Annotated in this window: 15 protein-coding genes; 10 read left to right on the top strand and 5 right to left on the bottom strand. The window is 70.7% G+C overall.

Features of this window, described 5'->3' with window-relative positions:
- Nucleotides 1-35 precede the first annotated feature (35 nt).
- Entirely contained in the window at nt 36-641 is a 606-nt protein-coding gene (locus NJ376_RS14550) for a transposase (RefSeq protein WP_252954007.1), read from the top strand.
- A 381-nt stretch (nt 642-1,022) separates the two neighbouring features.
- Here the strand turns inward: NJ376_RS14550 and NJ376_RS14545 are convergent, their stop codons facing one another.
- Genes NJ376_RS14545 through NJ376_RS14535 form a run of 3 tightly spaced genes read right to left on the bottom strand, consistent with a single transcriptional unit; the run spans nt 1,023 to nt 5,679 of the window.
- On the bottom strand, nt 1,023-2,687 hold the full coding sequence (locus tag NJ376_RS14545; protein ID WP_370288279.1) for a hydantoinase B/oxoprolinase family protein: 1,665 nt from the start codon (nt 2,685-2,687) through the stop codon (nt 1,023-1,025).
- A complete protein-coding gene (locus NJ376_RS14540) occupies nt 2,684-4,738 on the bottom strand; it encodes a hydantoinase/oxoprolinase family protein (RefSeq protein WP_252954006.1) in 2,055 nt (684 codons plus the stop codon). Before NJ376_RS14540 ends, NJ376_RS14545 begins: the two co-directional genes overlap by 4 nt.
- Nucleotides 4,735-5,679 (bottom strand): Bug family tripartite tricarboxylate transporter substrate binding protein, encoded by a 945-nt coding sequence (locus NJ376_RS14535; RefSeq protein ID WP_252954005.1) that lies wholly within the window; start codon nt 5,677-5,679, stop codon nt 4,735-4,737. Before NJ376_RS14535 ends, NJ376_RS14540 begins: the two co-directional genes overlap by 4 nt.
- A 152-nt stretch (nt 5,680-5,831) precedes the next feature.
- Here NJ376_RS14535 and NJ376_RS14530 point away from each other — a divergent pair, with 152 nt between their 5' ends.
- From NJ376_RS14530 to NJ376_RS14495, 8 genes are read left to right on the top strand one after another with little or no spacing between them, the layout of a single operon-like run.
- Nucleotides 5,832-7,658: a hydantoinase B/oxoprolinase family protein gene (locus NJ376_RS14530; protein WP_252954004.1), complete on the top strand. Its 1,827-nt coding sequence runs from the start codon at nt 5,832-5,834 to the stop codon at nt 7,656-7,658.
- Nucleotides 7,655-9,736, top strand: coding sequence for a hydantoinase/oxoprolinase family protein (locus tag NJ376_RS14525; protein ID WP_252954003.1), 2,082 nt, complete (start codon nt 7,655-7,657; stop codon nt 9,734-9,736). The genes NJ376_RS14530 and NJ376_RS14525 overlap by 4 nt, the downstream gene beginning before the upstream one ends.
- Entirely contained in the window at nt 9,733-10,803 is a 1,071-nt protein-coding gene (locus NJ376_RS14520) for a TRAP transporter substrate-binding protein (RefSeq protein WP_252954001.1), read from the top strand. The genes NJ376_RS14525 and NJ376_RS14520 overlap by 4 nt, the downstream gene beginning before the upstream one ends.
- Nucleotides 10,800-11,423: a TRAP transporter small permease subunit gene (locus NJ376_RS14515; protein WP_252954000.1), complete on the top strand. Its 624-nt coding sequence runs from the start codon at nt 10,800-10,802 to the stop codon at nt 11,421-11,423. The genes NJ376_RS14520 and NJ376_RS14515 overlap by 4 nt, the downstream gene beginning before the upstream one ends.
- Nucleotides 11,420-12,784, top strand: a complete 1,365-nt coding sequence (locus NJ376_RS14510; protein WP_252953999.1) for a TRAP transporter large permease — start codon at nt 11,420-11,422, stop codon at nt 12,782-12,784. Before NJ376_RS14515 ends, NJ376_RS14510 begins: the two co-directional genes overlap by 4 nt.
- Nucleotides 12,785-12,788: 4 nt before the next feature.
- Complete coding sequence (locus tag NJ376_RS14505; protein ID WP_252953998.1) at nt 12,789-14,843, top strand: hydantoinase/oxoprolinase family protein; 2,055 nt, start codon at nt 12,789-12,791, stop codon at nt 14,841-14,843.
- On the top strand, nt 14,843-16,471 hold the full coding sequence (locus tag NJ376_RS14500) for a hydantoinase B/oxoprolinase family protein (RefSeq protein ID WP_252953997.1): 1,629 nt from the start codon (nt 14,843-14,845) through the stop codon (nt 16,469-16,471). The genes NJ376_RS14505 and NJ376_RS14500 overlap by 1 nt, the downstream gene beginning before the upstream one ends.
- The gene (locus NJ376_RS14495; RefSeq protein ID WP_252953996.1) at nt 16,468-16,950 is read left to right on the top strand and encodes a MaoC family dehydratase; all 483 of its coding nucleotides are present in this window, start codon (nt 16,468-16,470) and stop codon (nt 16,948-16,950) included. Before NJ376_RS14500 ends, NJ376_RS14495 begins: the two co-directional genes overlap by 4 nt.
- Here NJ376_RS14495 and NJ376_RS14490 read toward each other — a convergent pair.
- Both NJ376_RS14490 and NJ376_RS14485 read right to left on the bottom strand, forming a co-directional pair.
- Nucleotides 16,938-17,876 carry a Bug family tripartite tricarboxylate transporter substrate binding protein gene (locus NJ376_RS14490; protein WP_252953995.1) on the bottom strand — a complete coding sequence of 313 codons (939 nt, stop codon included), beginning with the start codon at nt 17,874-17,876 and terminating at the stop codon, nt 16,938-16,940. The genes NJ376_RS14495 and NJ376_RS14490 overlap by 13 nt on opposite strands.
- Nucleotides 17,877-18,029: 153 nt before the next feature.
- A complete protein-coding gene (locus tag NJ376_RS14485) occupies nt 18,030-18,488 on the bottom strand; it encodes a DUF4286 family protein (RefSeq protein ID WP_252953994.1) in 459 nt (152 codons plus the stop codon).
- Nucleotides 18,489-18,552: 64 nt separating this feature from the next.
- Between NJ376_RS14485 and NJ376_RS14480 the strand changes: the two genes are divergently transcribed.
- Entirely contained in the window at nt 18,553-20,220 is a 1,668-nt protein-coding gene (locus NJ376_RS14480) for a thiamine pyrophosphate-binding protein (protein WP_252953993.1), read from the top strand.
- Nucleotides 20,221-20,222: the final 2 nt, after the last annotated feature.

Raw genomic sequence — 20,222 nt, 5'->3', positions numbered from 1 at the left:
AAAGAATCCCCTACAAAGCGCATGAGGAGCCCCCCATGCGCCACTTCACCCCCCGCCGCCCCTACACCCCGCTCACCGATGAGGAATGGGCCGTTCTCGCCCCCCATCTCCCCCATACGGATCCGGACGCCACCGCCCCCGGCCGCCCCCTCACCGAATCCCGGCGGGCGAGGTTCGAGGCGATGCTCTTCGCCTGCGTGACGGATACGCCCTGGACGCGCCTCCCCCGCCACCACGGCGCCCAGCCCCTCAGCGTCGCCAAGCATTTCCGCCGCCTGGCGCATGAAGGCGTCTGGTCCCGCCTGCTGGAAGCGCTGATCGACCCCCACTGCCCCCGCCTCCTCAAGGCGATGGAGTACTGGGTCTGCCGCCTCGCCCGCCGCGCCATGCGCCTGCTGGGCATGCAGGGCCTCGGCCTCGCCCAGCGCCTCGGCTTCCTCACCGCGCTGCCCCAGCTCCCCTGGTTCCTGCCGAACCTCGAACTGTCGCGCGCCCTCTGGGCCCACGCGAAGGAGATCGTGGAAACCATGCTGGAGGACCCCACCTGGCGCCCCAAGCGCGGCTATCTCAACCTGCTCGGCCGCTGCCTCGTCATCGCCGGCGGCCGCGCCGTCTGGCAGAAGCGCTTCGCCCCGCCCTGAGCCGCGCGGCGCCATGCCGCGCCCCCGCCGTCCCACCCCAGCTCCGCCACGCCGCACCCGGCCCGGTCAGCGCCCCGTCACGCCCGCGCTGCGCTCTCTCGCGCACCCGCCTGCCTCGCGCCGCGCTGTCCCGGCCCCCATCCGGCCGCCGCCTGCCGTCCCGCGCCAGCCCTGCCGTGCCCCGAGGCCGGCAAGCCCCCCGATCATGGCCGGGGCAGGGGGCCTCCCCCCGCCGCCCGGCCGCCGTTCATGCGCCTGAGCGCCACCACCCCCGGCCGGCAGCCCCGCCCGCGCCGGGAAAATAGTCCCATACCCCCATCCCCGGCCCCTGCGCCGTCCCGGGCATTCGTCCCAACCCCAGCGTCCCGGCCTGCCACGCCCTCAGCCGCCGTACTCCTTGGCCCCCTCCGGCGTCACCAGCCCGCGTGCCAAGTCGCGCGCCAGCGCCGCCCGGTCCCGCTTCGCGGGGTCGCCATAGCCGCCGCCCCCCGGCATCTCCACCACCAGCCGCTCCCCGGCCGGGATCACCTGGAAGCCCTTGCCCTTCATCTCCGTCCCATTGGCCAGCGAGAGCCTGCCCTTCGCCCCCGCCGCCCCGCCTTCGCGCCCCCGCGCCGGGTAGTGCACCCGCTCGAAGGTGGCGAAGATGCCGAAGGGCGCGCCGTGCCGGTGCTCCACCTCCATCACCTGGCCGAGGCCGCCGCGGAACTGCCCCGGCCCGCCGCTGTCCGGCCGGTATTCCTTGGTCCAGATCACCACCGGCGCGATGGTTTCCGTGATCTCCACCGGCACGTTCCGGACGCCGGAGGGGAAGGGCGTCGCCGAAAGCCCATCCTGCCGCGGCCGCGCCCCGGCCCCGCCGGAATGGAAGGTCGTCACCATGAAGGGGGCGGAGACCGGGGCATTGCCGCCGCCCGCGCCCATCCCCGTCATCCCATGCCCGGCGCCGAGCTTGAGGTTCCAGAGATTGCTTGTCCCCTCTGCCGGCACCCGCCCGGGCAGGCACTGGTGCAGCGCGCCATACACCACATCCGGCAGCATGTGCCCGATGGTGGAGCGCGCATTCACCGCCGCCGGCCAGGGCGCGTTGACGATGCTGCCCTCCGGCGCCGTCACCCGCACCGCGTCCAGCGTGCCGGCATTGTTCGGGATGGTCGGCGCCACCACGCATTTCACGCCGAAGGCCGTATAGGCCTCCGTGTAGCAGATCGGGCAGTTGATCCCGTAGATCGAGGCGGGCGAGGACCCGGCGAAATCCACCGCCACATGATCCCCCGCGATGGTGACGGCCGCCTTCAGGTCGATCGGCGAATCATAGCCGTCGATCCGCATCTCCCCATGCCACGTGCCCTGCGGCAGCGCCCGGATCGTCTTCGCCATCCCGGCGGCGGAGCGGGAGATGATGTGCTCCCCCAGCTCGTCGAGATCCGCGATCCCATGCTCCGCCATCATGGCGGAGAGCCTGGCCTCCCCCACCTGGTTGCAGGCGACGAGGGCATGGATGTCGCCCTCCACCTGCACCGGCTCCCGCACATTGGCGCGGACCACGCGCATCAGGCTCTCGTCGAACACGCCTTCCCGCACCAGCGGCAGCAGGGGGATGAACAGCCCCTCATGGAACACCTGCCGCCCATCGGGCGATTGTCCCAGACCCCCGATGTCCACCACATGCGTGGTGCAGGAGAACAGCGCCACCAGCTTTCCCTTGTGGAAGGCGGGGGAGGTGATGACGATGTCATAGAGATGCCCTGTGCCCTTCCACGGATCGTTGGTGATGAAGTGGTCGCCCGGCTTCATCGTCTCCGGCGGGAACTCCCGCAGGAAATGCACAACGCTGCGCGCCATGGAGTTCACATGGCCGGGAGTACCTGTCACTGCCTGCGCCAGCATCTGCCCCTGCAGGTCGAAGACGCCGGCGGAGATGTCGCCCGCCTCCCGCGCGCTGGTCGAGAAGGCGGTGCGCACCAGCGCCCGCGCCTGCTCCTCCACCACGGAGAGCAGCCGGTTCCACATCACCTGCAGGCGGATTTCGGTCAAAGCCGTCACGACACATCCTCCAGGATCAGCTGCCCCAGCGCATTCACCCGCGCAAGGAAGCCGCGCGGCACCACCGTCGTCGTCTCCGCCTCCACCACCAAAGCGGGCCCGGAGAATTGCATGCCAGGCTTCAGAGAGAGGCGTTCCATCACCGCCGCCTCCTCCAGCGCGCCGCTCGCCGGGTCCAGCACCGCGCGGTATTCCACCGGCTTCGCCGCCGGCACCGGCAGCACCTCCGGCGCCGGGGAGGGCAGGGGGCGGTGCGTCGCCAGGGCGAGCGTCCAGGTCAGCGCCTCCACCTCCAGCCGCGGGATGGTGCGGCCGAACAGCGCGGCGTATCCGGCATCGAACCCTTCCCGCAGCGCGGTGGCGGAGAGCTCCGTCATCGGCACCGCGATCTCATGCCCCTGGCCGCGATACCGCATGTATGCCGTGCGCGTTTCCACCAGCGCCTCGCCCGGCGCGCCCAGCCGCACCACCGCTTCCGCCTCCGCCCGCATGGCGGCGAAGAGCGTGCCGATGGCCTCCGCATCGAAGGCGTCGATCCGCATATGCCGCGTCCGCACCACCTCATAGGCGATGGGCGCGCGCAGGAACCCATGCGCCGAGCCGACGCCCGCGCCGACCGGCACCACCACCTGCCGCATGCCGAGCTTCCGCGCCAGCCGCGCCGCATGCAGCGGCGCCGCGCCCCCGAAGGCGATCAGCGTGCGGTCCGCGGTATCCTTGCCGTTCTCCACGGCATGGACGCGGGCGGCGCTGGCCATCGTCTCGTCCACGATCTCGGCAATGCCGGAGGCCGCGCCCGCTGCATCGCTGCCCAGCGCCTTGGCGATCGGCGCCAGCGCCTGCTCCGCCAGCCCGCGGTCCAGCACCATGGTCCCGCCCGCGAAGCGCGCCGGGTCCAGCCGCCCGAGCGCGGTGTCCGCATCCGTCACCGTCGGCGCCGTGCCGCCGCGGGCATAGGCCGCCGGCCCCGGCACGCTGCCGGCGCTGTCCGGCCCCACCTGGATCCGCCCCAGCTCATCCACCCGGGCGATGGAGCCGCCACCGGCGCCGATTTCCACCAGCTCGATCACCGGAATGCGCACCGGCAGCCCGCTGCCCTGGATGAAGCGATACGCCCGCGCCACCTCGAATTGCCGTGAACGCTGCAATTCCAGCTCGTCCAGCAGGGTCAGCTTCGCCGTGGTGCCGCCCATGTCGAAGGCGACGGCGCGGGAGAGGCCGCATTCTGCCGCCACCGCCTGGGCGAGGATGGCGCCGCCCGCCGGCCCGCTCTCCACCAGCCGTACGGGGAAGCGCCGCGCCGTCTCCACCGTGGTGACGCCGCCAGAGGACATCATCAGCAGCAGCGGCGCCGCCACCCCCGCCTCCCGCAGCCCGCTTTCCAGCCTTCCGAGATACCGCTCCATCAATGGCAGCACATAGGCGTTGGCGATGGTGGTGGAGGCGCGTTCATACTCCCGGATTTCCGGCGCCACCTCGCAGGAGAGGGAGAGGGCGAGACCGGGCAGCGCTTCCGCCAATACCTCGGCGGCACGCTTCTCATGCGCGTCATTGGTGAAGCTGTGCAGGAAGCAGATGGCCACCGCCTCGATGCCCGCCGCCCGCAGCTCCGCCGCTGCCGCGCGCAGCGCCGCCTCGTCCAGCGCCTTCAGCACGGCGCCATCCGCCGCCACGCGCTCCGGCACGCCGAGCCGCCATTGCCGCGGCACCAGCGGCTCCGGCCGCTCCATATGGATGTCGTACTGCTCGAAGCGGTGCTCCCAGGCGATTTCCACCGAATCGCGGAAGCCCTGCGTCGTGATCAGCGCCGTCCGGGCGCCCTTGCGCTCGATCAGCGCGTTGGTCGCCAGCGTGGTGCCATGCACCACCAACCCCACCTCGGCGGGGGCGACGCCGGCCTGTTGGAGGATGCGCTGCGTGCCCTGCAGCACCGCCTGTTCCGGCGCGGCGGGGGTCGTCAGGATCTTGGTGGACCAGCTCTGCCCCCCGCGCTCCAGCACGAGGTCGGTGAAGGTGCCGCCGATATCGACAGCCAGGCGTGCCGTACTCAATCGCTGTCCACCCGAATGTTGCCGGTCTGCACGACGCGGGCCCAGGTTGCGGAATCGCGCTCCAGGAAGGCGCGGTAGTCGGGGATGCTCATCGGCGCGGGGTGCAGCCCGGCCTCCTCGAAGCGCCTCGCCGTGGCGGGCTGCGCCATCACCTCGCGGATCACCGCGTTCAGCCGCGCGACGATGTCCGGCGGCGTGCCGGCAGGGCCGGCGAGGCCGTACCAATTCTCGGACTCGTAGCCCGGCAGCACCTCCGCCACCGCGGGCACATCGGGCAGCAGCGGCCAGCGCTCCGGCGAAGTCACGGCCATGGCGCGGGCCTGGCCGCCGCGGATCACGCCGAGCGTGGCGGGGTCGCCGAAATAGGCGTCGACGACGCCGGCGGCGAGGTCGTTCAGCGCCGGGCCGGTGCCGCGATAGGGGATGTGGGTCATCGCCATGCCGGACATCTGCCGGAACAGCTCCCCGGTCAGGTGCTGGCTGGTGCCGATGCCGCCCGAGGCCCAGCGGAGCTCCCGCAGCTTCAGGAATTCCGCCAGGCTGCGCGCCGGCAGATTGTTGCGCACGGCCAGGATGAAGGGCATGCGCACCAGCCGCGTGACATGCGCCAGCCCCATGGCGTCATAGGGCAGGCGGCGAAGATGCGGGCCGGCGGTGATGGTGCCGGCGCCGTCCAGGCTGAGAGTATAGCCATCCGGCGCGGCGCGGCTCATCGCTTCCACCCCGATCACGCCGCCGGCGCCGCCCCGATTTTCGATAACGATGGTCTGGCCGAGCGCCTGGCCCAGCGGCTCCGCCAGCAGCCGGGCGGTGAGATCGACGCCGCCGCCGGGCGGGAAGGGGACGATGAGGCGGATGGGCCGGCTGGGCCAAGCCTCCGCCCGCGCCAAGCGTGACGCGGCCAGGGCCAGCGACGACAGCAACAGAACGCGACGGCGCACCCGACCCCCTCCGGCTGAAGGAGGCGAAGGCTAGCAACGGGATGTTGCGCTGCACAGCCCGGACGGATGCCCAAGCCCTGGGCCCGGGCTGCCCAGCCGGGCGGCAGGGGCCGGATCCGAAGTGATTTTGCCGGGTCGCAAGGGAGTGGACCGTGGCCACCACCCTGGCATGCTGCCTGCCGGACGATGGCAAGGGGCCGCGCGGGCACATGCAGGGGCGAAGCTACGATCCCATCGAGTTCGAGCTGTTCAAGAACGCACTCTTCTCGATCGCCGACGAGATGGCGCTGACCGTCCATCGCACCACCTATTCCGCGGTGCTGAAGGATAACATGGACTACTCCACCGCCTTCTGCGACGCGGAGGGACGGCTGGTGGCCCAGGGCCTGACCCTGCCGAGCCATCTGGGCAGCATTCCGGAAGCGCTCGCCGCCGTCATGCGCCGCTATGGCGAGGAGATGGCGGAAGGCGACATCTTCGTCCTCAACGACCCGTTCGAGGGCGGGATGCACCTGCCCGACATCTTCCTGTTCCAGCCGATCTTCGTCGATGGCGAGCGGGTGGCGATCGCCGCCACCATCTGCCACCACACCGATGTCGGCGGCCGGGTGCCGGGCTCCAACGCTTCCGACAGCACGGAGATCTACCAGGAAGGGCTGCGGATTCCGCCGCTGCGGCTGTACGAGCGCGGCAAGCCCAATGCCACCTTGCATATGATGATCGACCGCAACGTGCGAGTGCCCGTGAAGGTGTTCGGCGACCTCCGCGCCCAGCTCGCCGCCTGCACCATTGCCGAGCGTGCCTTCAAGGAGCTGGTGGCGCGTTACGGCGTGGCGCAGACTCGTTTCTACATGAACGAGCTGCTGGACTATGCCGAGCGCCTGACCCGCGCCGCCCTGGCTGAGCTGCCGGACGGCGAGTGGAGCTTCCTCGACCATATCGACGATGACGGGGTGGAGCTGGGCAAGCCCATCCCGTTGCAGGTGCGCGTGGAGAAGCGCGGCGACCGCATGGTGGTGGACTGGACCGGCACCAGCCCGCAGGTGAAGGGCGCGATCAACAACACCTTCAGCTTCACCCGTTCCGCCGCCTATTGCGGCATCCGCAGCATCCTGCCGTCCAACATCCCGAACAACGAGGGCTATTTCCGCGCCATCGAGGTGATCGCGCCGCCCGGCACGGTGGCGCATGGCGTGCTGCCGGCGGCCTGCGCGGCGCGCGGGCTGACCGGCTTCCGCATGGTGGACTGCCTGTTCGGCGCGCTGGCGATGATGCTGCCGGAGCGCGTCGGCGCGGCCGGGGATGGCGGCAATCTCGGCGTGTCCCTCGGCGGCTGGACCAAGGCGCGGACGCCCTTCATCTATGTGGACTTCACCTGCTCTGCTTGGGGTGGCCGGCCCTGGGGGGATGGGCTGGACGGCAACTCCCACATGTTCGCCAACATGGCGTCGCCCTCGATCGAGGTGACGGAGGCGGAGCAGCCCATCCGCATCACCCGCTACGAATTCCTGCCGGACACCATGGGCGCCGGGCAGTGGCGCGGCGGCGCGCCCTTCGCCCGGGAATACATGTTCCTGGAGGAGGAGGGCGTATTGCAGGTGCGGGCGGACCGGCGGGAATTCCTGCCCTTCGGGCTGCAGGGCGGGCAGCCCGGCGCGCCTTCGATGAACTGGCTGATCCGCGACGGGAAGCCGGAGAAGCTGCCCTCCAAATTCTGCATCACCCTGAAATACGGCGATGTCTTCCGGCTGGAGGTGCCGGGCGGCGGCGGCTGGGGCGACCCGCTGACGCGGGACCCGGCGCTGGTGGCGCGGGATGCGCGGAACGGGCTGGTGAGCCTGGCGGCGGCACGGCGCGACTATGGCGTCGTGCTGCAGGGCTGGGAGGTGGATGTGGCGGCGACTGAGAGGCTGCGCGCGGAGATGCGCGCCGCCCGCCCGGCACCCTTGCCGGCGGTGGTGCGGGAGCGCGTGGCATGAGCTGGCGGGTCAGTGCCGATATCGGCGGCACCTTCACCGACCTGGTGGCCATCGGGCCGGCGGGGCAGTTGCGGACCAGGAAGGTCTCCTCCTCGGTGGGCGATTACGGTCGGGCCATCGTGGAAGGGCTGGGCCAGCTCTTCGCGGAGGTTGGCTTCCAGGCCCGGGAGGTGGAGGAGGTGCTGCACGCCACCACCGTCGCCTCCAATGCCATCCTGGAGCACAAGGGGGCGAAAACCGGTCTCATCACCACCCAGGGCTTCCGCGACGTGCTGGAAATCCGCACGCTGCGCATGCCGCGCCTCTACGACCTGACCTGGGAGAAGCCGGCGCCGCTGGTGCCGCGCTATCTGCGGCTGGGCGTGACGGAGCGCGTGCTGCATACCGGCGAGGTGGCGACGCCGCTGGACGAGGCGGAGGCGGTGGCCGCCATCGAGGCGCTGCTGGCCGAAGGCGTCGAGGCCATCGCCGTCTGCCTGCTGCATTCCTACGCCAACCCGGCGCATGAGCGGCGGATCGGCGAACTCATCCGGGCGCGGGCGCCGAAGCTCCCGGTGTCCCTCAGCGTCGATGTGCTGCCGGAGATGAAGGAGTACGAACGGACCTCGACCACCGTCATCAACGCCTATCTCGGCCCGGTGCTGGGTCGCTACCTGACGGGGCTGGTGGAGGACCTGAAGGGCGGCGGCCTCGCCGCGCCGCTGCTGCTGATGCAGAGCTCCGGCGGGCTGATGCCGGCGCCGGAGGCGGCGCGGCTGCCGGTGCGCTGCGTGGAGAGCGGGCCGGCGGCGGGCGTCATCGGTGCCCAGGCGCTGGCGAAGCGCATCGGCATGCCGAACGTGATTTCCTTCGACATGGGCGGCACCACGGCCAAGGCCGGCGTCATCGAGGAGTACCAGGTGGCGCAGGCCGCCGAGTACAGCGTCGGCGGCGGCATCATGGTCGGCTCCCGCCTGCTCTCCGGCGCCGGCTACCAGGTGAAGGTGCCCTCCATCGACTTGGCGGAGGTGGGGGCAGGCGGCGGCTCGCTGATCCGCATCGATGCGGCCGGCGCGCCGGTGGTGGGGCCGGAGAGCGCCGGCGCCGTCCCGGGCCCGGTGTGCTACGGCAAGGGCAACACCCAGCCCACGGTGACGGATGCCAATGTCGTGCTCGGCTATCTGAACCCGGCCGGGCTGGTGGGCGGGGCGCTGCCGATCGATGCCGCCGCCTCCCGCGCCGCCATTGCGGAAAAGGTCGCGGCGCCGCTGGGGCTCTCGCCCGAAGCGGCGGCGCATGGCGCGCATCTGATCGCCGCCTCCAACATGATCCGGGCGCTGAAGGCGGTGTCCTCGGAGCGCGGGCGGGATCCGCGGGGCTTCGCCCTGGTGGCCTTCGGCGGCAACGGTCCGCTGTTTGCCGCCGGCATGGCGGAGGCGCTGGGGATGCGGCGGGTGGTGATCCCGCCTTCCGCCGGCGTCTTCTCCGCCGTCGGCCTGCTGGCCTCCGAGGTGGAGGTGCACCTCTCGCGCTCCTGGCGTCGGCCAGTGGCAGGGCTCGATCCCGCCGCGCTGGAAGAAGCCGCGGCGGCGCTGGAGGCGGAGGCGCGGGAGCGGCTGCTGGCCCAGGGCTTCGCCCCCGCGCGCATCGCGGTGCAGCGGACGGCGACACTGCGCTATTCCGGCCAGAGCTTCGAGCTGCTGGTGCCCTTTGCCGCCGGGGACAGCCCAGCCGCGCTGGCGGAGGGCTTCGGCGCCGAGCATGAGCGCACCTATGGCCACCGCGCCGGCGCCGCAGAGCCGGTGGAGATCGTCGCCCTGCAGGCGGTGGGCCGCGGCCTGCCGGAGACGCCGCGCCTGCCGGAAACCCTGGACCTGCCGCCCGGCCTGCCGCCGCAGCCGCCGCGCCCAGCCTATTTCGGCCCGAAGCAGGGCTGGCTGGAGACGCCGGTGCTGACCCGCGCCGATCTGGCCGTGCCGCGCCAGGGCCCCGCGATCATTGAGGAATATGATTGCACCTGCCTGGTGCCGCCCGGGGCGCGCGCCGCGCTGGATGGCTTCGGCAACATCATCATCGAACTGGGAGAGGCTTCACCATGAAGAGGATGCTGCTTGGCGCCGTCGCGGCGCTGGGGCTGATCGGCACGGCCGCGGCGCAGGCACCTGCCGCGCTGCCGCCCGGGCCGAAGGTGAATGTGGTGGCGGTGACCCAGCCGCTGCCGACCCAGCCGCAATTCACCCGCGTGGATGTGCCGGTGCTGCGGGAGGGCTTGGCCCAGCGCAGCGGCGGCCGCATCGAGGTGCAGCTTTCGACCCATGCGGAACGCAACCTCTCCGGCACGGAACTCGTGCGACTCGTTCGCTCCGGCCAGGCGGATATTGCCGCGGCCACCCTGACGACGCTCTCCGGCGATGTGCCGATCCTGGATGGCGTCGATCTCGCCGGCCTCGCGCCCGACATCGCCCTGGCGAAGCGCATCGCGGAGGCGATGCTGCCGGTGGTGAACCGCGACCTGGAACGCTTCGGCGCGCGGCTGATGGTGATCTACCCCTTCCCGGCGCAGGTGGTGTTCTGCCGCGCCGGCTTCACCAGCCTCGCCGATCTGCGTGGCCGCAAGGTGCGGACCTTCGGCAATTCGCTGGTGGATTTCTTCACCGCCCTCGGTGCCCAGCCGGTCTCCATCGGCTTCCCGGAGGTCTATTCGGCGCTGGAGCGCGGCGTGGTGGATTGCGCCATCACCGGCACCGGCAGCGGCGTCGCGGCCCGCTGGCCGGAGGTGACGACGCATGTCTCCAACCTCCCTGTCTCCTGGGCGCTGGCCGGCTACATGGTGAATGTCGCCTGGTGGAACCGGCTGGACCCGCAGGTACGCGCCATGATCGAGGGCGCGCTGCGGGAGGTGAACGAGAAGCAGTGGGAGCTGGGGGCCGCGGCGACGCGGGACGGGCTCGACTGCGCCATCGGCAATGCCGCGGCCTGCCATATCCACACCCTGTCCACGCGGCCGATGACGGAAGTGCCGGCGACGCCCGCCGACCAGGCGGCGCTGCGGGAAATCTTGGAGAAGACCGTGCTGCCCGGCTTCGTCCGCCGCTGCGGCGCGCGCTGCGGAGAGGTGTTCAACCAGGTGATCGCGCCCGTCGCCGGCGTGCGCTTCGGCGGGTGAGCGGCACGGAGCCCGGGCTGCTGCGGGGGGCGCGCGCCCTTCGCGGCGCCGTGGCCTGGCTGGCGGCGGGAATGGCCTATCTGGCGGGCTGGAATTACGTGGCCTGCGCCCTGTTCATCACCGGCGACGTGGTGGGGCGGCAATTCGGCTATTCCTCCGCCGCCACCATCGAGGTCACTGGCTACATGCTGGCCGCGGGCATTGCCTGGGGGCTGGCGCATACCTTGGCGCGGCGGGCGCATATCCGGGTGGATGTCTGGGTGAACCGGCTGCCGCTTGGCCTGCGCGCGGTGTTGCATCTCGTCTCCCTGCTGCTGCTCGGCAGCTTTGCCGTCTTTGCCGCCTGGGCGGCGCTGGAGTTGGTGGATGAAAGCCTGCTGTTCGATGCGCATGACAATTCGGCGCTGCGCGTGCCGCTGGTGATCCCCCAGGGCATCTGGACCTTCGGCATCCTTGCCTTCTGCGTCATGATCGCCGTGCTGGCGCTGGAATCGGTGCTGTCCCTGCTGTTCGGGCGGGCGGAGGAGCTGGACCGGCTGCTCGGCTCCCGCACCATCGACGATGAGGCGGCCGAGGCGCTGGAAGCGGTTGAGATGGCGCGCGAGGGCACCGCACCATGATTGCGGTGGTGTTCCTGCTGCTGCTGCTGGCAGTCGCGATCTTCGCCGCGGCCACCGGCGGCCAGGCGGTGCCGGTCGCCGAGATCCTCGGCCTGACCGGCGTGTTCCTGCTGTTCTTCGGCGCCGGCGTCTATATCGCCGCGGTGCTGGGACTGCTCGGCATCCTCATCGGCCTCACCTTCTCCGACCGGCCCTGGTGGGCCTTCGCGGGGCAGACGCTGTGGGGGCCGTCCTCGAATTTCGTGCTGGTGGCCGTGCCACTGTTTCTCCTCATGGGGGAGATCCTGCTGCGCGCCGGGCTTTCGGACCGGCTCTACCGCGCCCTGAATGTCTGGCTGAACCGGCTGCCGGGCGGGTTGCTGCACACCAACATCGTCTCCTGCGCGGTGTTCTCCGCCATCTCCGGCTCCTCCGTCGCCACGGCGGCCACCATGGGCTCCGTGGCGCTGCCCTATTTCAACAACTCCGCCTATAGCCAGCGGATGGTGCTGGGCTCGCTGGCGGCGGGCGGGGCGCTGGGCAACCTGATCCCGCCGGGCATCACCTTCATCATCTACGGGCTGATCACCGAGACCTCGGTCGGGGCGCTCTACATCGCGGCGCTGCTGCCTTCCATCCTCGTCACCGGCCTCTTCATCCTGGTCATCCTGGCGCATGGCTGGACGCATCCGTTGCCGCGGCCGGAACGGCTGCCGCTTGCCCTGAAGCTGAAGGCGCTGCTGGACTTAGTGCCGACGCTGCTGCTGATGCTGTTGGTGCTCGGCTCCATCTATGCCGGCTTCGCCACGCCCACCGAGGCGGCGGCGCTCGGCGTGGTCGGCGCCGCCGCCTTCGCCGCCATCGAGGGCAAGCTCTCCTTCCGCCTGCTGAATGCCAGCGCGGAGGCGACGGCGCGGAACACCGCGCTGCTCGGCCTCATCATCTTCGGCGCCTATCTGCTGAACTACCTGCTGACCGCGATCAACGTGCCGCAGACCCTGGCGGGCTTCATCGGCGGGCTGCCCCTGCCGCCCTGGGCCATCATGGCCTGCATCCTGGCGCTCTATCTGGCGCTCGGCACCTTCATGGAGGGCTTCTCCATGATCATCACCACCGTTCCGGTCGTGTTCCCCATCGTCACGGCGCTGGGCTATGATCCCATCTGGTTCGGGGTCATGGTCACCATGCTGGTGGAGATCGCCCAGATCAGCCCGCCGGACGGCACGGTGATGTATGTTCTGCAGGGCATGCGGCCGAAGCCGGGGCCGATCACGGATGTCTTCGCCGGCGTCATGCCCTTCCTCGCCGCCTACCTCCTGGCCGTGGTGCTGATGATGATCTGGCCGGGGATTGCGTTGTGGCTGCCGAAGGTTATGGGTTGAGACCATGAGCACCCGTCCCATCCGCATTGCTGTCGATATCGGCGGCACCTTCACCGACCTGCAGGTGCTGGACGCCCGCAGCGGCGCCGTCCGCGCCTGGAAGACCCCCACCACGCCGGAGGATCCTTCCATCGGCCTGATGCGCGGGGTGGAGGAGGCGGCCTCCCGCTTCGGCTTCGCCCTGGCGGAGGTAGGACTGCTGCTGCACGGCACCACCATCGCCACCAATGCGGTGCTGGAGCGGAAGCTGGCCCGGGGCGTGCTACTGACCACCGCCGGCTTCGAGGACGTGCTGGAGATCAACCGCCATGTGCGGCGGGAGCTCTACAAGGTCGATCCCGATCCCTTCCCCTGCCTGATCGAGCGCGACCGGCGCCTGGGCGTGCCGGAACGTCTGCGCGCCGATGGCAGCGTGGAGGCGAAGCTGGACGAGGCGGCGCTGCCCGCCCTGCTGGCGCGGCTGGACGCGCTGGGGGCGGAGGCGGTCGCGGTCTGCCTGCTGCACAGCTACCGCAACCCGGCGCATGAGCAGCTTCTGAAGGCCCTGCTGGCGGAGGCGCGGCCGGGGCTGCCGGTCTCGCTCTCCAGCGAGGTCAGCCCGGAGATCCGGGAATATGAACGCGCCAGCACCACGGTGCTGAACGCCCTGCTGGTGCCGGTGGTGAAGGCCTATCTGGACCGGCTGGAACGCCGCCTGGGCGAGAGCGGGTTCAGCCCGCTGGTCTTCCTGGTGCAGTCCAATGGCGGTGTCTGTTCGCTGCGCACCGTAGCGGAGCAGCCCGCGCGGCTGCTGCTCTCCGGCCCCTCCGGCGGCGCGCTGGCGGCCGGGCGGATCGCCACGCTGCTGGCGCGGCCGAACCTGGTCGCCGTGGATATGGGCGGCACCAGCTACGATGTCTCCATCGTGCAGGATGGCCGGGTCTCGGTCGTCACCCAGGGCGAAATCGACCGGCTGCCGGTGCGCCTGCCCATGGTGGAGATGCGGACCATCGGCGCCGGCGGCGGCTCCATCGCCAGCGTGGATCATGGCGGGCGGCTCTCGGTCGGCCCGCGCAGCGCCGGGGCGCGGCCGGGACCGGTTTCCTATGGCCGCGGCGGCACGGAGCCCACGGTGACGGACGCCAATCTCGCGCTGGGGCGGCTGGACCCGGACTACTTCCTGGGCGGCGCCATGACGCTGGACATGCCGGCGACGCGCGCCGCCATCGCGGCGAAGGTGGGACAGCCGCTCGGGCTCTCGCTGGAAGCGGCGGCGGAGGGCATCCTGACCGTCACCAACGCCAATCTCGGCGCCGCGGTGCGGCTTTCGCTGTTCGAGAAGGGGCTGGACCCGCGCGACTTCGCGCTGCTCTCCTTCGGCGGCGCGGGCGGGCTGCATGCCACCGATGTGGCGGCGGAGATGGGGATCAATGAGGTGATCTTCCCGGCGGAGCCCGGGACCCTCTCCGCCTATGGCATCCTCTATTCCGACCTAGTGCAGGATATCGCGCGCTCCCGCGTGCTGCCGGCGGTGGCGGAGAGCCTGCCGGAGATCGGCACGCTGATCGGCGCGCTGCGCGAGGCGGCGGAGGCGCGGCTGGCGGCGGATGGCGTGGCGGCATCGGCGCGGCTTCTCGAGGTCGCAGTGGACATGCGCTACCACGGCCAGGCTTTCGAGCTGCTGGTGCCCTGGGGCGAGGTGGCGGCGCCGGATGCGGCCGCGCTGGCCGCGCTGCTCGCCCGCTTCCACGCCATGCACCGCCAGCGCTTCAGCTACGCGGATGAGGCGGAGGCGGTGGAACTCGTCACCTTCCGCGTCATCGCCACCGGCCGGCTGCCGAAGCCCGATGCCGCCGTTGCGCCGCCCGCGCCGCGCCCGGCGCTGAAGGGCAGGCGCCGAGTACATGAGGGCGGGGAATGGCGGGACCTGCCGGTCTGGGACCGGGAGGCGCTGACGGCGGAGGACCGCATCACCGGCCCTGCCATCCTCGAGGAAGCCTTCGCCACCCATTGGATCGGGCGGGGCTGGAGCGCCGCGCTCGGCGCCGCCGGAGCGCTGATCGCGCGGAGGGACGCTTAATGCTCGGGCCCATCGAGATCGAGGTCATCCGCAACGCGCTGACCGCCGCCGCGGCCGAGATGGACGTGACCATCTGGCGCACCAGCCGCAGCACCATCGTGCGGGAGCTGCTGGACTACTCCACCGCCGTCTTCGACGCGGAGGGGAACAATTTGGCGCAGTCGGCGCGTATCCCGAGCCACCTGAACAGCATGTCCCACTTCCTGCGGGAGCTGCTGGACAAATGGGTGGACCCCGAGAGCTGGGGGCCGGATGACGTGGTCATCTCCAACGACCCCTATTGCGGCGGCCAGCACCTGCCGGACATCACCGCCTTCAAGCCGGTCTTTCATGAGGGCAAGCGGATCGCTTTCGTCGGCGCGCTCTGCCACCATATCGATGTCGGCGGGCTCGTCGCCGGCAGCTATGCCGCCAAGGCCATCGAGATCTTCCAGGAAGGCCTGCGCATCCCACCCGTAAAACTCATCGAGAAGGGTGTCCGCAACGAGGGCGTCTGGGCGATGATCCGGCAGAACATCCGCAAGCCGGATCTGCTGCTGGGCGACCTTAACAGCCAGATCGCCTCCCTGGAAGTCGGCGCTGTGGCGCTGCGGCGGCTGGCGCAACGCTACGGCGCGGAGGGGATGATCGAGGCCGGGCGCCGCATCCTCGATATGAGCGAGGCGGCGATGCGCGCCGCCATCGCCCGCATGCCGGACGGCACCTATGAGTTCACCGACTGGCTGGATGATGACGGCATCGACCTCGGCAAGCCGATCAGGCTGCATGTGGCGGTGACGATCAGGGGCGATGCCATCTCGGTCGATCTCTCCGGCTGCTCGCCCCAGGTGCAGGGGCCGACCAATGCGACTCTGGCCAGCAGCAATGCGGCGGTGATGTTCGCGGTGATGTCCGCCTGCGATGAACCCTTCGCCGCCAATGCCGGCTGCTACCGCCCCGTCACCACCATCGCGCCGGAGGGGCTGGTGGTGAATGCGCGGCATCCCGCGCCGGTGGTGCATCGCATCGCGGTGACGCACCGGCTGCTGAACGCCATGTTCGGCGCGCTGCACCAGGCGGTGCCGGACCGCATTCCGGCGGCCTATTACGGCAATTCCTATGTCTGCACCTTCCAGACCGTGGCCGAGGATGCCTCGCGCGAGGTGCTGGTGGAGATCGAGATCGGCGGCACCGGCGCGCATCCGGCGAAGGACGGGGTGAATGCCCTCTCCGCCGGCATGCACAACAACGCCAATATCCCGATCGAGATGATCGAGGCGCAGACGCCGCTGACCATCACGCGCTACGGGCTGATCCCCGGCAGCGGCGGCGTGGGCAAGCGGCGCGGCGGGCTCGGCCTGGCCCGGGAGTGGCGCATCGACAGCCCGCGCTGCTTCTTCACCGCCAATATGGACCGCTTCGTCCATGCGCCCTACGGGCTGGCCGGTGGCGGGCCGGCCGCGGTCGGCCGGCTGGTGCTGCTGCGCGATGGTGAGGAATCCCCGCTGCCGCCGAAATGCGACAATGTCCCGCTGCAACGCGGCGACCGGGTGCGGCTGGAGACTTCCGGCGGCGGCGGCTTTGGCGACCCGGCTTTGCGCGATGCCGAGGCGGTGGCACGCGACCGGCGGCTGGGCTACGTGGGATGAGCTTCGACCCGAAGGAGCACCGGCTGGTGCCGCAGCAGCGCTGGTTCGAGGATTTCGCCCTCGGCGAGCGCTTCCCGCTGCCCTCCCGCACCATGACGAGCGGGATCTTCGCCGCCTTCCAGGCCGCCTCTGGCGACAACCACCCGATCCACTACGATGCCGAGTTCTGCAAGGCGCATGGGCTGCCGGGCATGCTGGCGCATGGCTACCAGGTGGCGATCCAAAGCTGCGCCGGCGCCGGCCTCTTCCCCTTCATGGTCGAGGAGTCGCTGAAGGGCTTTCTCGAGCAATCGACGCGCTTCCTGCACCCGGTGATCTGCGGCGACACGCTTTACCCGCTGCTGACGGTGGATGAGCTGACGCCGCAGCGGAGCACCGGCATCCTGGGCCTTGCCGTCACCATCCATAACCAGCGGGGTGAGCTAGTGATGGATGGTCGGCATCGCTACCTGCTGCGGAAGCGTTCTCAATCCGCCTGACGCAGGCCGGAAGCGCGGATCAGCTCGGCGTATTTCTCCACCTCGGCGCGGACATAGGCGCCGAAGGCGTGGCGGTCCATGTAGCGGATCGGATGGGCAGCGCGGGTCATGCCCTCGATGACGCTCGGCGTCTGCAGGGTGCGGGCGCAGGCCGTGTCCAGCCGCGCCAGGGCCGCATCCGGGGTGCCGGCGGGGGCGAAGATGCCGGTCCAGAGCGGATAGACAAGGTCATGGCCCTGCTCGCGCATCGTCGGCGTGCCCGGCATGTCCGGGCTGCGCTTCTCGGCGAAGACGGCGATGGCGTGCAGCCCATATTGCTGCACGAGGTTGGCTTCCGCCGCCAGCATCAGCACCGTGCCGGATTGCATGGCCATCACGCTGTCTCCGGAGCCGCGGAAGGGAATGTGGTTCATCTCCACCCCCAGGGCGCGCAGCAGCCCCGTCATCGCCAGGTGGCCAAGGCCGCCGACGCCGCCCGAGGCATAGGGAAGCTGGCCTGGCTGGGCGCGGGCGCGCGCCTGGATGTCGGCGATGGTGCGGATCCCAGTTTCCTTCGGCGTCATCAGCGTCGCCGGCGCTTCCGCCACCAGGCAGATTGGTGTCAAATGCTCCGCACGATAGGGCGCGTTGGCGCGGAAGCTGGGCTGGATGGCGATGGCCGCCATGGAGGTGAGCAGCAGCGTGGTGCCATCCGGCTTCGATCGTGCCACCTCCGCCGTGCCGATGGTGCCGGTGGCGCCGCCGACATTGCGGATGACGAGCTGGCCGCCAAGTTCCTCGGAAAAGACCGGCTGGATCAGCCGGCCGATGATGTCCGTGCCGCCACCCGCAGGCCAGGGAATGATGAGTTGGATCTGCGCCCTGGCAGCCTGGGTCCATCCCAGCCAGGCGGCCGCGCAAGCGACCAGCAGCGAGGCTTTGCGCATCGCTTCGTTTCCTCCCGTTCCGGCCCCGCTTATGGCCGCGGGTGCCTGCCGGGAGGCTAGCGAGGCGGTGCGGCGCGGCGCAACGCCAAACTCATGGTTTCCAAAGGACCTTCGGCCTTTGGCGAAAGGAGTTTGAGGAGGGCAGGGCCCTCCTCAAGCAAGTAGCCGCCGCACATATCGCCGCGAGGAGCGGAACAGCGGCCGCACCTTTTCCGTCCAGGGCGTGCTCCGTGCCGCGATCCATTCCGGCGTCTGGTTCACCTCCGCCCGCTCGAAGCGATAGGCCGCCAGCAGGTTCGGTGCCCCGCCATCCAGCCGGCGGTAGCGCGTGCCGCCGATGCAGCCAGGGCAGGAGGTGAGCATGGGCAGGTGCTCCTCCTCATACCAGCGGAAGATCTCCGGCAGGTCGGCCTCGGCGATGTCGAGTTCCACCGTATAGAGGAAGGGCGCCGGCCGGCTCACATCGCCGAGCGAGGCGATGAAGGCGTAGGGGATGCCGTCCTTCGCATCGGCCGGCGGGTTCTCCAGCCAATGCCAGATGTCGGACGGGTTTTCGGTATCCTGGTAGCGCGTCCCGGCGCCGTGCCCTTGCTGGATCAGCAGATCGGCCATTGGGTTTCCTCCGTTGCTGGCGCAGTATCGCCCGCCACGGGAGACGGGCAAGGGGGCCTCGGCGATGAACGGCGCGGAATGGTTGGCGCGCAGCCTGAAGGAATCGGGCCAGACGCATCTCTTCTTCGTCGATGCTGTGCTGCGCCGCACCTTGCTGGAGCTGGAGCGAGTCGGTGTGCAGCCGGTGCTGGCGCATACCGAGAAGGCGGCGGTCTATATGGCTGATGCCTATGGCCGCGTCTCCGGCCGGCCGGGGGTGGTGGCGGCGCAATCGGTGGGGGCGGCGAATCTCGCGGCCGGGTTGCAGGATGCCTATTTGGCGCGTAGCCCGGTGCTGGCGCTGACGGGGCACAAGCCCATCGGGCATCAGCACCGCAACGCCTATCAGGAAGTGGCGCATGCGCCGCTTTTCGCTCCCGTCACGAAATTCGCCGCCATGGTGCAGGAAGGCGCGGACCTGCCGCGGCAATTCCGCCAAGCCTGGGCCGCTGCGGTGTCAGTGCCGCCGCGGCCGGTGCATCTCGATCTCAACGGGTTGATGGGCGAGTTCGTGGAGCGCGGGGAGGCGGGTGCGCCGCCAGCCGCGCTGGGCTCGTGGCGGGCGCCGTCGCATCGGCCGGTGGCGGCGCCGGAGGAGGTGAGGGCGGCGGCCGCTGGGCTGCGCTCGGCGCAGAAGGTGGTGATCGTCGCCGGGGATGGCGCGGCGCTGTCCGGCTGCGGGGCGGAGCTGCTGGCGCTGGCGGAGGTGCTGCAGGCGCCGATCGCCACCTCGCTCGGCGCGCGCGGCATCATCCCGACGACGCATCCGCTGGCGGTGGGCGTGGTGGGCAACTACTCCGCGCCGCCGGCCAACCAGGTGGTGCATGCGGCGGAGCTGGTGCTGTTCATCGGCTGCGATACGGGCGACCAGGTGACCCATACCTGGCGCGTGCCGAAGCCCGGCACGCGGGTTGTGCAACTCGACGCCGATCCGCTGGAATTCCACCGCAGCTACGATGCCGAGGTGACGCTGCTGGGCGATCCGCGCGCCACTCTGGCGGCGCTGGTGGCGGAGTTGGGGACCCCGACCCGCAGCCCGGACTTCCTCCGCTGGGCGCAGGGCGTGATGGCAGAATGGCGCCGTGCCATGGCGCCGCGGCTGACGAGCGAGGCGGTGGCGATCGACCCGGCGCGGCTCTGCGCCGAAGTGACGCGGGCGCTGCCTGCGGATGGCATTCTCGTCGCCGATACCGGCTATTCCGGCATCTGGACCGGGACGCTGGTGGAGCTGGAGCCGACCCAGACCTATCTGCGCGCCGCCGGCTCGCTCGGCTGGGCCTTCCCGGCGGCGCTCGGCGCTAAATGCGCGGCGCCCGGCCGGAAGGTCATCGCCTGGTCCGGCGATGGCGCGCTCTACTACCATCTGCCGGAGCTGGAGACGGCGAAGCGGCGTGGCATCGCGGTGGTGCTGGTGGTGAACAACAATTCCGGCTTCGGCCAGGGCTGGCCGAACTACCTGAAGCAGGCGGGCAACCGGCCGAAGGCGGCGGAGCAGGTGCTGCGCTTCGGGCCGACGGATTTCGCCGCCGTGGCGCGGCAATTCGGCCTGAAGGGCATCCGCGTCGAGAAGCCGGGCGAGATCGCGACGGCGCTGGAGGAGGCGCTGGACAGCGAAGAGACGGTGGTGGTGGACGTCGTCACCGAGATCGAGGCGCGGGCGCCGGAGCCCTGGACGCCGGAAGAGGGAGCATAGGC

Origin of the sequence: Siccirubricoccus soli, assembly GCF_024178315.1 — a bacterium.
In the GTDB taxonomy this organism is placed as follows: Bacteria; Pseudomonadota; Alphaproteobacteria; order Acetobacterales; family Acetobacteraceae; genus Siccirubricoccus; species Siccirubricoccus soli.
This window is presented reverse-complemented; position numbering and strand designations above follow the sequence as displayed.